The organism is Microvirga sp. P4_A5, assembly GCF_056402495.1.
In genome coordinates this window covers 1-13,326 of sequence record NZ_JBFUHH010000109.1, presented here as the reverse complement: position 1 = coordinate 13,326, position 13,326 = coordinate 1, and the positions used below count along the sequence as shown (strand labels likewise).

The 13,326-nt window shown below is 61.9% G+C and carries 14 protein-coding genes; 5 read left to right on the top strand and 9 right to left on the bottom strand.

Features of this window, described 5'->3' with window-relative positions:
* Positions 1–1,096 (bottom strand): gamma-glutamyltransferase family protein (locus tag AC1DVM_RS19950; RefSeq protein WP_477257323.1); only part of this gene is annotated, 1,096 nt, incomplete at its 3' end.
* 582 nt (positions 1,097–1,678) lie between these two features.
* Here AC1DVM_RS19950 and eda point away from each other — a divergent pair.
* Both eda and AC1DVM_RS19940 read left to right on the top strand, forming a co-directional pair.
* A complete protein-coding gene (eda, locus tag AC1DVM_RS19945) occupies positions 1,679–2,323 on the top strand; it encodes a bifunctional 4-hydroxy-2-oxoglutarate aldolase/2-dehydro-3-deoxy-phosphogluconate aldolase (RefSeq protein WP_477257322.1) in 645 nt (214 codons plus the stop codon).
* 62 nt (positions 2,324–2,385) lie between these two features.
* Positions 2,386–3,162, top strand: a complete 777-nt coding sequence (locus AC1DVM_RS19940; protein ID WP_477257320.1) for a tellurite resistance TerB family protein — start codon at positions 2,386–2,388, stop codon at positions 3,160–3,162.
* A 19-nt stretch (positions 3,163–3,181) separates the two neighbouring features.
* Here AC1DVM_RS19940 and AC1DVM_RS19935 read toward each other — a convergent pair whose 3' ends face one another.
* The gene (locus AC1DVM_RS19935) at positions 3,182–3,805 is read right to left on the bottom strand and encodes a hypothetical protein (protein ID WP_477257318.1); all 624 of its coding nucleotides are present in this window, start codon (positions 3,803–3,805) and stop codon (positions 3,182–3,184) included.
* Between the two features lie 144 nt (positions 3,806–3,949).
* Between AC1DVM_RS19935 and AC1DVM_RS19930 the strand changes: the two genes are divergently transcribed.
* Entirely contained in the window at positions 3,950–5,755 is a 1,806-nt protein-coding gene (locus tag AC1DVM_RS19930; RefSeq protein WP_477257316.1) for an IlvD/Edd family dehydratase, read from the top strand.
* 200 nt (positions 5,756–5,955) lie between these two features.
* Here AC1DVM_RS19930 and AC1DVM_RS19925 read toward each other — a convergent pair whose 3' ends face one another.
* Positions 5,956–6,354, bottom strand: coding sequence for a tetratricopeptide repeat protein (locus AC1DVM_RS19925; protein ID WP_477257314.1), 399 nt, complete (start codon positions 6,352–6,354; stop codon positions 5,956–5,958).
* A gap of 314 nt (positions 6,355–6,668) precedes the next feature.
* Here AC1DVM_RS19925 and AC1DVM_RS19920 point away from each other — a divergent pair, with 314 nt between their 5' ends.
* Complete coding sequence (locus AC1DVM_RS19920) at positions 6,669–7,172, top strand: AraC-like ligand-binding domain-containing protein (protein WP_477257312.1); 504 nt, start codon at positions 6,669–6,671, stop codon at positions 7,170–7,172.
* A gap of 109 nt (positions 7,173–7,281) precedes the next feature.
* The gene (locus AC1DVM_RS19915; RefSeq protein ID WP_477257311.1) at positions 7,282–7,686 is read left to right on the top strand and encodes a helix-turn-helix transcriptional regulator; all 405 of its coding nucleotides are present in this window, start codon (positions 7,282–7,284) and stop codon (positions 7,684–7,686) included.
* Between the two features lie 222 nt (positions 7,687–7,908).
* On the opposite strand, the gene AC1DVM_RS19910 is transcribed toward AC1DVM_RS19915, so the two are convergent.
* From AC1DVM_RS19910 to AC1DVM_RS19885, 6 genes are all read right to left on the bottom strand, one after another.
* Positions 7,909–8,865, bottom strand: a complete 957-nt coding sequence (locus AC1DVM_RS19910; RefSeq protein ID WP_477257309.1) for a 2-hydroxyacid dehydrogenase — start codon at positions 8,863–8,865, stop codon at positions 7,909–7,911.
* 48 nt (positions 8,866–8,913) lie between these two features.
* Positions 8,914–9,834 (bottom strand): DMT family transporter, encoded by a 921-nt coding sequence (locus AC1DVM_RS19905; RefSeq protein ID WP_477257307.1) that lies wholly within the window; start codon positions 9,832–9,834, stop codon positions 8,914–8,916.
* Positions 9,835–9,925: 91 nt separating this feature from the next.
* The gene (locus tag AC1DVM_RS19900; protein WP_477257305.1) at positions 9,926–10,450 is read right to left on the bottom strand and encodes a MarR family winged helix-turn-helix transcriptional regulator; all 525 of its coding nucleotides are present in this window, start codon (positions 10,448–10,450) and stop codon (positions 9,926–9,928) included.
* A gap of 84 nt (positions 10,451–10,534) precedes the next feature.
* Positions 10,535–11,383: an ABC transporter permease gene (locus AC1DVM_RS19895; RefSeq protein ID WP_477257303.1), complete on the bottom strand. Its 849-nt coding sequence runs from the start codon at positions 11,381–11,383 to the stop codon at positions 10,535–10,537.
* 2 nt (positions 11,384–11,385) lie between these two features.
* A complete protein-coding gene (locus AC1DVM_RS19890) occupies positions 11,386–12,174 on the bottom strand; it encodes an ABC transporter ATP-binding protein (RefSeq protein WP_477257301.1) in 789 nt (262 codons plus the stop codon).
* Positions 12,175–12,204: 30 nt separating this feature from the next.
* Positions 12,205–13,206 carry an ABC transporter substrate-binding protein gene (locus AC1DVM_RS19885; RefSeq protein WP_477257299.1) on the bottom strand — a complete coding sequence of 334 codons (1,002 nt, stop codon included), beginning with the start codon at positions 13,204–13,206 and terminating at the stop codon, positions 12,205–12,207.
* Positions 13,207–13,326 lie beyond the last annotated feature (120 nt).

Genomic DNA, 13,326 nt, shown 5'->3' with positions numbered 1-13,326 from the left:
GGATATACGATACCATCAAGCCGGATTCGTCGGCGGCGGCGAGGCACACGGTGCCCCCGTGTTTCGGCGCCCCCGCGCCGAAATTCTGAGCTCTTGACCTATCGATCAAGCCTGCCCGCTTCTTGAGATAGTCCGGATCGAGCAGATGTCCGGTGGGGACCTCGACCATAAAGGCTGAATCGGCCACATAGGCATGAACATCGGCGGTCGCGAGCTTCATGGCTTCGATCTGTAGATGAACCGCTTCGACGTCGTCGGGTCGCATGCTGGCGATATCGAACGTCCGCAGAATTCCCAGCGCCATCAAAGCGGCGATGCCCTGTCCGTTCGGGGGAATTTCATGCAGCGCGACGTCTCCGATCTCCTGCGAGATCGTCCCGCACCAATCGTTGCGATGCGCCGCAAGATCATCCTCGTCCAGGGCGGCCCCGTGCTGCTTTGCGAAGGCGGCCATTTTTGCCGCTAATTCGCCCGTGTAGAAAGCTGTTCCCTCTGTCTCGGCGATTTGCGAAAGCGTGCGGGCGAGATCGGGATAGCGAAAGACTTCGCCTGCTGCCGGAGCCCTTCCATTCGGCATGAAGCCATCCCGAAATCCCGGCTGAGTGTACAGTTCCAATGCGGCTCTGCGCCATTGTTCGGCGATCACGGGCGTGACATGGAAACCACGCTCCGCGTAATCGACGGCGGGCGCGAAAAGATCCGCAAACGGCAACCGGCCGAAGCGGCGAGACAGGTCGATCCAGGCGGAAACCGCGCCCGGGACGGTCACGGATTCCCATCCGCGGAGGGGCATTGCAGGAAGACCGGCAAAGCGGTCGGGCGTCCAATGAGCGGATGAGCGGCCCGATGCGTTCAGTCCGTGCAATTCCTTGCCGTCCCAGAGAATACAAAAGGCGTCGGATCCCAAACCATTGCCGGTCGGCTCCACCACCACAAGCGAGATTGCGGCGGCGAGAGCCGCGTCCATCGCGTTGCCCCCACGTGCCAGCATCCGCAATCCCGCCTGCGTGGCCAGCGGGTGCGAGGTCGTGATCGCGTTTCGGGCGAATACGGGAGAACGACGCGATGGGTATTCCGATTGAATGACGTAACGCACGAAGTGACCTTTCTCTGGAAGCGATGCCCTGGGGCGGATGTGCGCCGGTCTGCGCTTCGAGTTCATAAAGCTCGTCGATTCCGTTCCGCACGAACCTGGTCGGTCCCCCGACCCCAAGCTCCGGCCACTACGCAATGGCGTGCTTGTGGCCCGACTCAGGACGCACGAGAACGTACTGCCGCAGCCCGGGGTAAACAACGCGGCCACGCGGATCAACTCGCCAAAAACCAAACTTTCCGCCGAGAAACCTGCCCGCGATGGCTCGCGACGACACCGATTGAGGCGAAGGGCCGAGGGAAGTGTGAGCTCAAACACCGTTTGCGCCCCCCTGGTGTTGACCCTCAGGAAAAGGGCGAGCAGGCCCGACAGCGACGCGGGCCGAGGAGAGCTTCGAACCAGGGCATTTCCTCGTTCCCGGGCGGTGTCCGGCGGCAGGAGGCCCGCCGCCAACGACCGGTTGAATTCTCGGCACAGCAACACCCTGTTGTCGGCCATCTCGATCGGGTCGATATTTGTAACAGGGCATGCGCGGGCATTCCAAAAGTGCTATGGCCACTTAGCCTCGAAGGGTAGAATTTCCGCATGACCGATCGCATCGCCTCCCTCCGCTCCTATGCGCGCCTCGCGCCCGTGATACCCGTTGTCACCATCGATGATGCGCGCCTTAGCATCGACCTGGCGCAGACCTTGGTGGCGGCGGGTTTGCCCGTCATCGAGATCACGCTCCGCACGCCCGCGGCACTCGATGCCATCGCGGCCATCGCCAAAGCTGTTCCGGAAGCCGTGGTGGCCGCCGGAACGGTGCTGAGTAAAAGCCAGATTCAAGAAGTCATCGACGCGGGGGCCCGCTTCATCGTCACCCCTGGAACGCCTACGCACCTAGCGGAGCATCTGGCCGAGGCTTCTATTCCGGTCATGCCTGGCTGCGCTACGGTTTCGGAAGCCCTGACCCTGGCCGCCATGGGCTTCGAGATTCTCAAGTTCTTCCCAGCCGCCGTATCGGGCGGCGCCGCGTGGTTGAAATCCGTTCACGGGCCGTTGCCCAATATCTCATTCTGCCCAACGGGTGGAATCGACATTGCAAGTGCGCCCTCCTATCTCGATCTGCCGAACGTGGTCTGCGTCGGCGGAACCTGGATAACGCCCAAGGACGCTATGAAAGCCGGAGACTTCGTGCGTATCGGCAAGCTTGCGTCAGAGGCAGCGCGGCTCCGGAAATCGAGCTGAACCGTTCGCCTTTCCTCTCGTTGTGTTCACAAGCTCATGCGAGTTGAACAGGAGAGGGCAGGATGGTCGACTACAAGAAGCTTCTGGATGTCGTGATAAGCTCGCTCGGTCGCGTCGCCTCGCCCTCGAGCGGGGAGGAAGGGCAGGGGGGCTCGAACGTGAAATCCGGCCGAGGCGCCAGCGATCTGGCCGCTCCCGAGCAGTTCCTGCAGAAAGCGAAGGATCTGGCGACCCAACATCCTGGACTGACCCAAGCCGCTGTCGTCGGCCTTGCAGGGTTGCTTCTTAGAAAGCGCAAAGGCGGATTGTCGGGAGGGCTCGTGAAACTAGGCGGTCTGGCCGTCATTGGCGGTTTGGCCTATCGGGCGCTGCAGAGCCGAAAGACCCCCGCGACCGCCCCCTTGGGCGACCTGCCCGCCGGTCTTGGCTCCGAAGAGTTTCGCGCTCCCGCCGGCACGCGCTTCCACGCCGTGTCGCAGACTGAGGACGATGCTCTGCTTTTGCTGCGGACAATGGTCGCGGCAGCCTCGGCCGATGGACAAATCGACGAGTTGGAGCGTGCGCGCATCATCAAGGGAATGTCCGAGGCAGGCGTCGATCCTCAATCTAGCGAATGGCTCGAGAATGAGTTTGCATCTCCTGCCGATGTGGACGCGCTCGCGGACCCCGTCAACGATCCCGACACCGCGTCACAGGTCTATGCGGCGGCGCGGATCACCATTGATCCGGATACGCTGCAGGAGCGCGAGTTCCTCCGGCGTCTGGCGGAGGCGCTCGATCTGGACGAGGCGGTGATCAAGGAAATCGACGCATCCGTCGTAAATCTCAGAATGAGCTGAGGGCTTTTTAGCCGATCCGTCAGAGCGGAGAATTGCCTAGTAGTTTGATGCTGTCATACAAGGTCGTGGTTTTTCCCCCGCCTGGCTCGTCGTAACGTTTTCCAAGGAGAAAACCCAGCTCTTCAGAATACAGATCGGTATCCTCGTAAGTGACGCGGCCTTCGGCATTCATGAATCGGTTCCGGATGACCATGACTTCATACGAACAGGCGCCGAGGCGGACATTCTCAAGTCCTGTGACCAGTTCCAGCGATACCGTGGCGCCGATCCTACCTGGTTGCGACGGCGCATAGGTGATCGCCCGACGCGTTTTTGGAGCAAGCGGGAAGACCGTGCAGAGATCCGACAGGGGGATGTTGATCGATCGGGCGCTGTCATCAAACCGGCTGACGACGAAGAGGCCGCGGAAATAGATGACGTCCTGCTTCTTTCCGCCGGGATAGACGTTAATCACGTGAACGAAATGGTCTGACGCAGGACGGATTTGGGCCCTCGTGCCGCCACGCTCCAGCAGGAAGCCTGCCTTCGCGCTCTTGGAATCCGGGCATTCCGACGCTTCAACTGTCGGGCCAAGCAGGCAAAGCAGGGCAAGGAGAACTACGAGACGAGACATTCGGTGGCATCCTTTGACGGTGCCGGACATCAGACCGCAACTGAAACATAATTGCAATGGCGCGCTTCCTGCCCGACTCTGGGTTTCGCAAGTCTGATGCTGAAGGTTGATTTAGACGCCGCGACCGGGTGAAATCGAAAGCACGCCACGCGGCGAACGTGAAAGGGATGACGAATGGCTGACCGGCCCCATAGGCTCACTGCAGAGCAGCTTCGGTCACGGCTCTGGTTCGACAATCCTGAGAATCCGGGAATGACCGCCCTCTACCTCGAGCGGTATCTCAATTACGGCCTCACCGCCAAGGAGTTGCAGGGCAAGAAGCCCATTATCGGCATCGCTCAGACGGGCTCCGATCTCGCGCCGTGCAACCGTCACCACCTCGAACTCGCAAAGCGGGTGCGCGAGGGCATCACGGCCGCCGGCGGCGTCGCGTTCGAGTTCCCCTGTCATCCGATACAGGAGACCGGCAAGCGACCGACGGCCGCCCTGGACAGAAATCTTGCCTACCTGTCGCTCGTGGAGGTGCTCTACGGCTATCCTCTTGACGGCGTCGTCCTTCTCACCGGTTGCGACAAGACCATGCCGGCCTGCCTCATGGCTGCCGCCACCGTTAACATTCCGGCGATTTCCCTGAATGTGGGGCCAATGCTGAACGGATGGCACCATGGCGAGCGCACGGGCTCCGGTACGGTGATTTGGAAAGCGCGCGAGCGGCACGCGGCGGGCGATATCGATTATCAGCAATTCATCGACATCGTCGGGTCGTCCGCTCCCTCTGTCGGGCATTGCAACACCATGGGCACCGCCTCGACCATGAATGCCCTCGCCGAAGCGCTCGGCATGTCCTTGACTGGTTCAGCGGCGATTCCGGCGCCCTATCGCGAGCGCGGCCAGATCGCCTACGAGACAGGAACGCGGATCGTCGACATGGTTTGGGAGGACCTCAAACCCTCAGACATTCTGACCCGTGCGGCGTTCGAGAACGCCATCGTGGCAAACTCCGCCATCGGCGGATCGACCAATGCGCCTATCCACATCAACGCCATCGCCAAGCATATCGGCGTCGCGCTGGATTGCGACGATTGGGAGCGGATCGGTTTCGACGTGCCATTGCTGGTCAACGTTCAACCTGCCGGCTTCTATCTGGGTGAGGAATATTTCAGGGCCGGCGGGCTGCCGGCGGTGATGGCGGAATTGATCGGGGCTGGGAGGATCAACGAGGATGCGCTGACCTGCACAGGCCGAACCATCGGCGAGGACTGCCGGGGCAAATTCACGTGGGATCACGACGTCATCCGATCATACGACAATCCCCTCAAGGAAAAGGCGGGCTTCCTCAACCTCAAGGGAACCCTGTTCGATTCGGCGATCATGAAAACGAGCGTGATCAGCCCCGAATTCCAGGAGCGCTACCTCAACAACCCGGCCGATCCCAACGCCTTCGAGGGGAAGGTCGTGGTTTTCGACGGGCCGGAGGATTACCACCACCGGATCGACGACCCCTCGCTCGATATCGACGAGACCACCATCCTCATCATGCGGGGAGCGGGTCCGATCGGCTATCCCGGCTCGGCAGAGGTCGTCAACATGCAGCCACCCGGTGCGCTCATTCGCAAAGGCGTCTTGTCGCTGCCCTGTATCGGTGATGGACGCCAATCGGGCACTTCGGCCACACCATCCATTCTCAATGCGTCGCCGGAGGCCGCGATGGCCGGGGGGCTCGCCCTGCTGCAATCGGGAGATCGGATCCGCGTGGACTTGAATACGCGCCGCGCCGATATCCTGCTGTCCGCGGAAGAATTGCAGCGCCGGCGCGATGAGCTGGCGGCAAAGGGCGGATATCCCTATCCCGCCAGTCAGACGCCATGGCAGGAGATTCAACGCGGCATGGTCGAGCAATTGTCCGATGGCATGGTGCTTAAACCGGCGGTAAAATATCAGAAAGTCGCCCAGACCTCCGTGCCGAGGGACAACCATTGAGAGATCTGGGGCGGCGGGCCCTAACTGTTAGACGCCTGTGTAGGCCGCCTCTTTCCCCAATAAACAGGCTTCGGCTTCCTCGGGGGGCGCCGAGGCGCTTTTGACCTCGTTGGAGAGGCTCCAGAAGCGGGCGTCGGCGAGGCAGCGTCACCTCGACCGAGCCACCGCTGGTGGGCTCAGTCGTGTGAAGTCGGTCGCCGTCATACTGCGCTGGCAAAAACCTGGAAAGACGATTCCGGCCGTTTGCGGGTTGCCTGCTCTGCCCGTGCGATCCAAGAGGCCGCGTCTTCGTCGCGCCAGTTCAACTGCAAGGCCGCCCGAAAATCTGCCAGGGCCTTGTGGTAATGGCCGAGATGGTAAAGAGCGATACCTCGTTCCATGAAGAACGGAAACAGGTCCGAGGAGGCCAGCAGATCCTGGCCGGTGAAGGGGCCGCGCTTTTCCGCCTTGTCAACGAAGAGGCGGGCGGCAAGCTGCCTGAAGATCGAGACCTTCAGCGGGGCGGCGTAAGCGTCGTTCCGCAAGACTGAGCTTTCGCTATCGCGGCCGCTCGGCCGGTGCGCGTCGCTGAGGGGGAGGGTTTGCGGCATGAATGTCATGTCTCATCTGACATCGCCCAGGATTTTGACGAAATCGGAATACCGCAAGACTTGTCGTAATCGCGCAAGAAACGTAGCATTGCCTTAAGTTGAGGGACTGAAATGCCACTGTCAGGAGGGGCGAGCGCCGGGACCGATGCCCAGCCGGAGGCCGAGCGTAATCGACGAAACTCCCGTTCACTCAACACGGCTCGGCGGTTTCATCGCAGTTCCGGAACGCCCAGGCGCAAATTTGTTGTAATGAAGTTGCGTATTACCTGCCGCCTCCGCATCCTGCCGGCAGGGCAAGGCGGCGCGGCGGGCCGCAGAGCGTCATGACAGACGAACAAAAATTGGCGCAGGACAGCCAGACCGGAGCCCCGGTCAGTCCGCCTCCGATCGCAGACCGCGTTTTCGAGACGTCCACTCTGGATGAGATGGAAGAAACCGGAAACCGCCTCGTCTCCCCGCACTGGATCTCCCCTCGGGCCCGTGGGCGGCATGCGGAGGCGGGGTTCCAATTTCACGGATCGAAGAACCTTTTCGCCCTGGACGTCCACTACGGGCGGGACCTCATAGTGCACCACCCCGATCAGCCCGACGACCGGATCGCTTTTGTCATGGCGCTCGGAGGAAGCTCTCGCTTCGTTGATGGCAAGGAGGAGGTCGATATCTCAAGCCGACTGGGGGTCCTTTTCGCGACTTCCCGAAATACGCTTCATTTTGCGGAGGACAGCCACGTTGCGGCTTTCATGGTCGATAGGCGGCGACTCGCACAATACTGCGCGCATCTGAGAGGCCGGGACATCGAGGGTTCAACGCCCGGTCGATCTCGATGACCAACGGGGCCGGAGCTGGCTGCGCCTCGTCGAATACGCCACCACCGAATTGACCGATCCGGACTCGCTCGTCCGAAGTTTTGCGACCGCGCACCAGCAACTCGAGCAGATGGTGCTGACGGGCCTTCTGCTGTCACAGCGCCACCAATACACCGACGACCTCATGCAGCCCCAGGCGGCGGCTGCGCCCTATTACGTGAAGCGTGCCGAGGCTTATATTGAACATCACTTCGCGGACCCCCTGTCGCTTGCCGAAATTGCAGCGGTCGCGGGGGTGAGCGCTCGAAGTCTGCAGAACGGTTTCCGCAACTTCCGCAACATGACACCGATGGCGTTTCTCCGATCCGTTCGCTTGCAGAATGCGCATCTGCTGCTGGCGGCCTGTGACCCGAACACCGCCACAACCACTCAGATCGCCCTGCGCGCCGGCTTCAGCCATATGGGCGAATTCGCGGCCCTCTATAAGAAAGCCTACGGAGTTTCGCCGAGCCAAACGTTGCTGAAGTCACCGTAGCCGGAGCGTACAAGCCAGATGGCCACGGCAAAATTGTGCTCAACGCCTACACACGGCGCACCGCCAAAGACCTTGTCGCAGACCGCGTATTCGACGCATCGACCCTCCGCGCGATGGAAGAAATCGGTTTCACCCCAATGGCGAAGTTAGTGATCCAGATCTAATAAAACCTTTGGAGTTTCACCCCGGCAGACTCTGTGGCGAGCTTTCTCTACCGATCGCTCATCCACGCCATGGCGTTTCCGGGACCGTCGAAATCGGGCCCCTCCCGTCGAACCACCCGATGAGATTGTCGACCAGAAGCTGCCCCATGGCCTTGCGGGTATGGACGGATGCCGAGGCGATGTGAGGCAGGAGCACGACATTGTCGAGTTCAACGAGACCCTGCGGTACGCGCGGTTCGTCCTCAAAGACGTCGAGGCCGGCTGCGAGAATCGTGCCATTCCGCAAGGCCTCGACCAGCGCTTGCTCATCGACCACGCTGCCGCGCGCCACGTTGATCAGGACGCCGTGAGGGCCCAATGCTTTCATCACCGTCGCGTCGATCAGATGCTTCGTTTCGGCGCCGCCTGGCGTAATCGCAATCAGCACATCGCAGGCCTCCGCCAGCCCGACGATCGTAGGATAAAACCCATACGCGATATCGCCCTGCCGGGTGCGGCCATGATAGGCGATCTCCACCCCGAAACCCTCTAGACGACGGGCGATGGCTTTGCCGATACGGCCGAGACCGACGATGCCGACGCGCCGTCCGCGCAAGGTCGGGGAGAGCGGAAACGGGGCCTGCAGCCAGCGGCCTTCTCGCAAATAGCGGTCTGCCTGCGGGATCTGTCGCAAGGTTGCGATCAGAAGTCCGATGGTTAGATCGGCGACTTCGTCGTTCAACACATCCGGCGTGTTGGTGACGACGATCCCGCGCCGTGCCGCCTCGCTGACATCCACATTGTCGTAGCCGACGCCGTAGGATGAGATGATCTCGAGATTGGGCAGGTGATCGAGGAGGTCCGCTCCGGTGCAGCCATGGCTCGCCCCGGTCGCAAGGCCACGGATACGAGCCCCGACATCGCCAAGATATGACGCGGGGTTCTTTGCCTCCCAAAGTCGATGCAGGGTGAATTGCGCGTCGAGCGCATCCGTAATGCTTTGCAGCATCGGCTTGGTCATGAGGATATCGGTCATGGCGCGGGATACCTGTCGTCTGTCGATGATGAGGTCGGATCGGCTCGGCTATCGGAAATCTGCGGGTTTTCGAGGGGTCACCCGCTCACGATAAAGCAGAAAAAGGCCGGAGGCGATCACGACGGCGGCGCCGATGAAGGTCAACGAATCGGGCCAATCGCCGAACAAAACGTAGCCGAGCGCCAGCATCCAGACGATCTGGGAATACATGAATGGCGAGAGGATGGCTGCGGGGACGCGTGCATGCGCGACCACGAGCAGCCAATGTCCCACGGCGGCGAAACTCCCCATGAGAAGGAGCAGCCCGATGGTCACGAGAGACGGCGTCTCGGTCCATATCCAGGGAAGCACCGCAGTCATCCCGACGATACCCACGATGCCGGAATAGAATGTGGTGGTGGCCGAGGAATCGTGGGCGGCCAAGCGGCGGGTCAGGATGCCGAAGAACGAATATCCGATCGTTCCCAAGAGTGTCAGCACCGCCGCCGGATGCATGATGCCAAGTCCAGGGCGCGTGATGATGAGGACGCCCGCCAGACCGATTCCGATTGCGATCAGGCGCTGCAATCCCACGCGTTCGCCGAGCATGGGGCCAGCCAGCAGCGCCACGATGAGCGGCGTGGCGAACTGGATCGACATGTTCTCGACGAGGGGCAGGTATTTCAGCGCGGTGAAAGAGCAGATGGTGGTGAAAAGCATGAGCGCGGAGCGAAGAAGCTGCAACCCGAGACGCCGGCTGCGCACCACGCCGGGCTGGGTCCAGGGGTTGATGATCAGCGACGTCAGAAACACGCTGACAATGTATCGCGCCCACACGGTGACGAGGGGATCCACCGTGCGGTTGATGTATTTGGCTGTGGCGTCGAGGCAGGAGAAACACGCCACTGCGAGGAGCATCAGCGCGATGCCGGTGGCACGCTGGCGCGCGGAGTCCGTCGTGACCGCAGGGGTGGGTTGATGTCGGGCCATGCGGCAACGTTACAGGGCCGGCCGGCCGAAGACGACCGCCGATCGTGCACGGGCCTCGTGCGTCAGGGGCAGGGGTCGTCCGGTGGACGGTTCATGCACTCGCGGCGAGCGTCACATCGAGGGCGGTCGCTTCCTCGAGCTCGTCATCGGCAAAGCCGGTCTGGTCGGCACCCGTCAGGCCCGCCAGATTCTTGGCCGCCCGACGCAGCAGCTTGCGGATGCGCTTGCGGTCCCTGTTGTCGAAATCGGCCAGCAATTCAGCCTCGACTTCGTCCCAGAGGGCATTGATGGCCTCGGCCTTGCGCTTGCCCTCCTTGGTGAGTTTGACACGTACGATCCGCGCATCGCCCGGTTCGGTGTGCCGCTCGACCAGCTTGATGGCTGCAAGGCGCGAAATGGTCTTCGACGCGGTCGGAGGCCGGACCCGCAGCATGAGCGCGAGGTCTCCCATGGTCATCGGGCCGGAGGTTGCAAGCGCCTGGAGCACCTGCTCCTGTCCCGCGAACAGGCCGAGATCCGACAGCTTGTCACCAGTGCGGCTGCGGTGGAGGCGCGCAGCCTGAACCAGCGCCCAGCCGACGCTCTTGGTTCCCGGATGCCTGATCTCATCGTCCATCGCGTCACCCCATGCTCGTCCAGCGCCATACCATCATCACGGAGTCATGACGGTTCGATGACAGGTTGCGGAACTTTCGGAGATTCAGCCTTCGCGGCCCCTCTCGCTCTCGTGCCACCGGCGCAGCACAAGATGCGAGACAACCGCCATCAGCAGAAACAATATGACGCCGACCGCCGCCAGCAGGACCAGAGCTGCGAAAAGCCGCGGGATGTTGAGCCGGTACTGACTTTCGATCATGCGATAGGCGAGGCCTGATCCGGCCCCTGCCGAGCCGGCCGCCATCTCGGCGACGACCGCGCCGATCAATGAAAGGCCCGTGGCAATCCTCAGGCCCGCCATGAAGGCGGGCAATGAAGCGGGTCGGCGCAGGATCCACAGCGCGCGCGCACGTGACCGAAATCGTCCGCGCGGTCCTGCCGGCGTTCCATAGAGCGCGAACAGTTCAAGCAGATTGCGATCCACCGATTGCAGGCCCAGCATCGTATTCGACAGAATAGGGAAAAACGCCACGATCCAGGCGCAGGCCAGCACCGCCACCTCCTGCGGGAGGTAGATCAAAAGGAGAGGCGCCACCGCGATGACCGGCGTCACCTGTAGAATGACCGCGATGGGGTAGAGCGAGTACTCGATCAAGCGCGACAGGCTGAACAGGACCGCGAGCGCCACCCCTCCCACGACCGCGAGACAAAGACCCAGCAAGGTGGTCTCGAGCGTTACCAGCAACGAGCCCCACAGGAGAGGCCAATCCGTCGCCATCGTGCGGGCGATCGTGCTGGGCGCCGGCAGGATGTAGGGCGGGATGCCCGCCGCGCGAACGTAGGCCTCCCAGCCCGCAGTGGCGATGAGCAGGATGCCCAGGGGCAGGGCGATCCTCGTCGCGTTACGGCGTATGACTCCCGATGTCAGCCGAGGTTCCTGCTTCGGATCCATGGTCAGGACGCCCTCATCGTATCGCCGTCCGCCAGAAGGCGCGACACGTCGCGGCAGGTTTCTGCATAGCGCGAGCTGGTGCGGAAATCGGCGTCGCGTTTGCGTGTTTCTTCGATCCGAACTTCCGCGACCACGCAGCCGGGGCGGGGCGACATGATGGCGATGCGGTCCGACAGATACACGCTCTCGAAGATCGAATGGGTGACGAAGACGACCGTGCAATCGAGCCGATGTCGCAGCGTCAACAGATCGTCGTTCAGGCGAAAACGGGTCATTTCGTCGAGCGCCGCGAAAGGCTCGTCCATCAAGAGGAGCCTGGGTCTCAAAGTGAGCGCCCGCGCAATCGACACGCGCATCTTCATGCCGCCGGAAAGCTGATGCGGAAACGCCTTGGCAAAATCCGCCATTCCGACGAGAGCAAGACTCTCGGCGACGCGGTCGCGCGCCTCGCTTCGCGTCGTTCCGCGCAAGCGCAATGGCAACCAGACATTGTCGGCCACATCCGCCCATGGCATCAGCGTGGGTTCCTGGAACACGAAGCCGATCTGTCCGCGATGATCAGCGGTAGGCCCACCCTTCCACCGCACCTCCCCTGTGGTGGGCGCGATCAGGCCAGCCAGAACTCGCAGCGCCGTCGACTTTCCGCAGCCCGACGGACCGAGCAACGTCAAGAATTCGCCTTCGGCAATGGCGATCGACATGTGCGAAAGCGCCCTGACGCCGTTGGCAAAGGTCTTGCCAACGCGGTCAAGCGCCACGAGCGTGGAAAGCTCGGGCGGAGAGGGATTCACGGTCTGCTGTTCCGCATGGAATGCCCGCTGCTATTTCTTGAGGTTGAGGCCGACACCCTTGTTCACGAATTGGAGCGTGTAGGCCTTCCGGTAATCGAGGTTGGCCCTGAACAACCCCGACTTCACCATCTTGTCGAAGAAGTCCTGCATGCGCGCATCCGTCATGGCGCCGATGCCGAGCGTCGTCGCGTCTCCGGAATCGACGATGCCGTATTCCTTCATCTTGGCGACCGAATAGGCGAGCAATTCCTCGGTCATCTCGGGGTTGTCCCGCTTGATGAGGGCGTTGGCGGCCGCGTTGTCGCCATGGAGGTAATTGTGCCAACCGATGCTCGATGCATCGACAAAACGCTGGACGAGATACGGGTCCTTCTCGACGATTTCGCGCCGGGTCTCCACGGTGGTCGCATAAGTACTGAAGCCATAATCGGCGAGCAGGAAAACATTCGGTTCGAAACCCGCCGCCTTCTCGATGGTCAGCGGCTCGGCCGTCACATATCCCTGCTGGACCGCCATCCTGTCGGCAATGAAGGGGGCGGGGTTGAATCCGAATGGCTTCACCTGCTCGTCGCGAAAGCCGTATTCGGCCTTCATCCATTGGAAGAAGGTCGCGACGCCGTCCTTCGACAAGAGCAAGTTGTTCGAGCGCTTCAGATCCTCGAAACGATCGAGCCCCTGGGCCGGATGGCTCATGAGGATCTGCGGATCTTTCTGGAAATGGGCCGCCACCACCACCGTGGGAATATCCTTCTCGGCGGCCGAGAACGCCTGGATCATGCTGCCGCCCATGTAGAAGTCGAGCTTTCCGACCGTCATCAGCATCCGGTTGGCGGCGCGGGGCCCCCCTGGCACGATGGTGACTTTGAGACCGTACTTCTCGAAGGTTCCATCCGTGACGGCCTGATAATAGCCGCCATGCTCGGCCTGGGCGATCCAGTTCGTTCCGAAGGTAATCTCCTTCAGGGGGGCCGCTGAGGCCGGGCCGACGATCATTCCGGCCAGCAGGCAGAACAGGCTGGGATGACGTCTCATGGGTCGGTGCTCCGTCGCGGGTGGCAGCCAAGTCGCTGTCAGACCCGCTTCTGGGGATTCCTGCTCAGCTTGGCAAGCGCCTGAAGACGCCTCGCGGCATCATTCCACCGACCAGGGGTA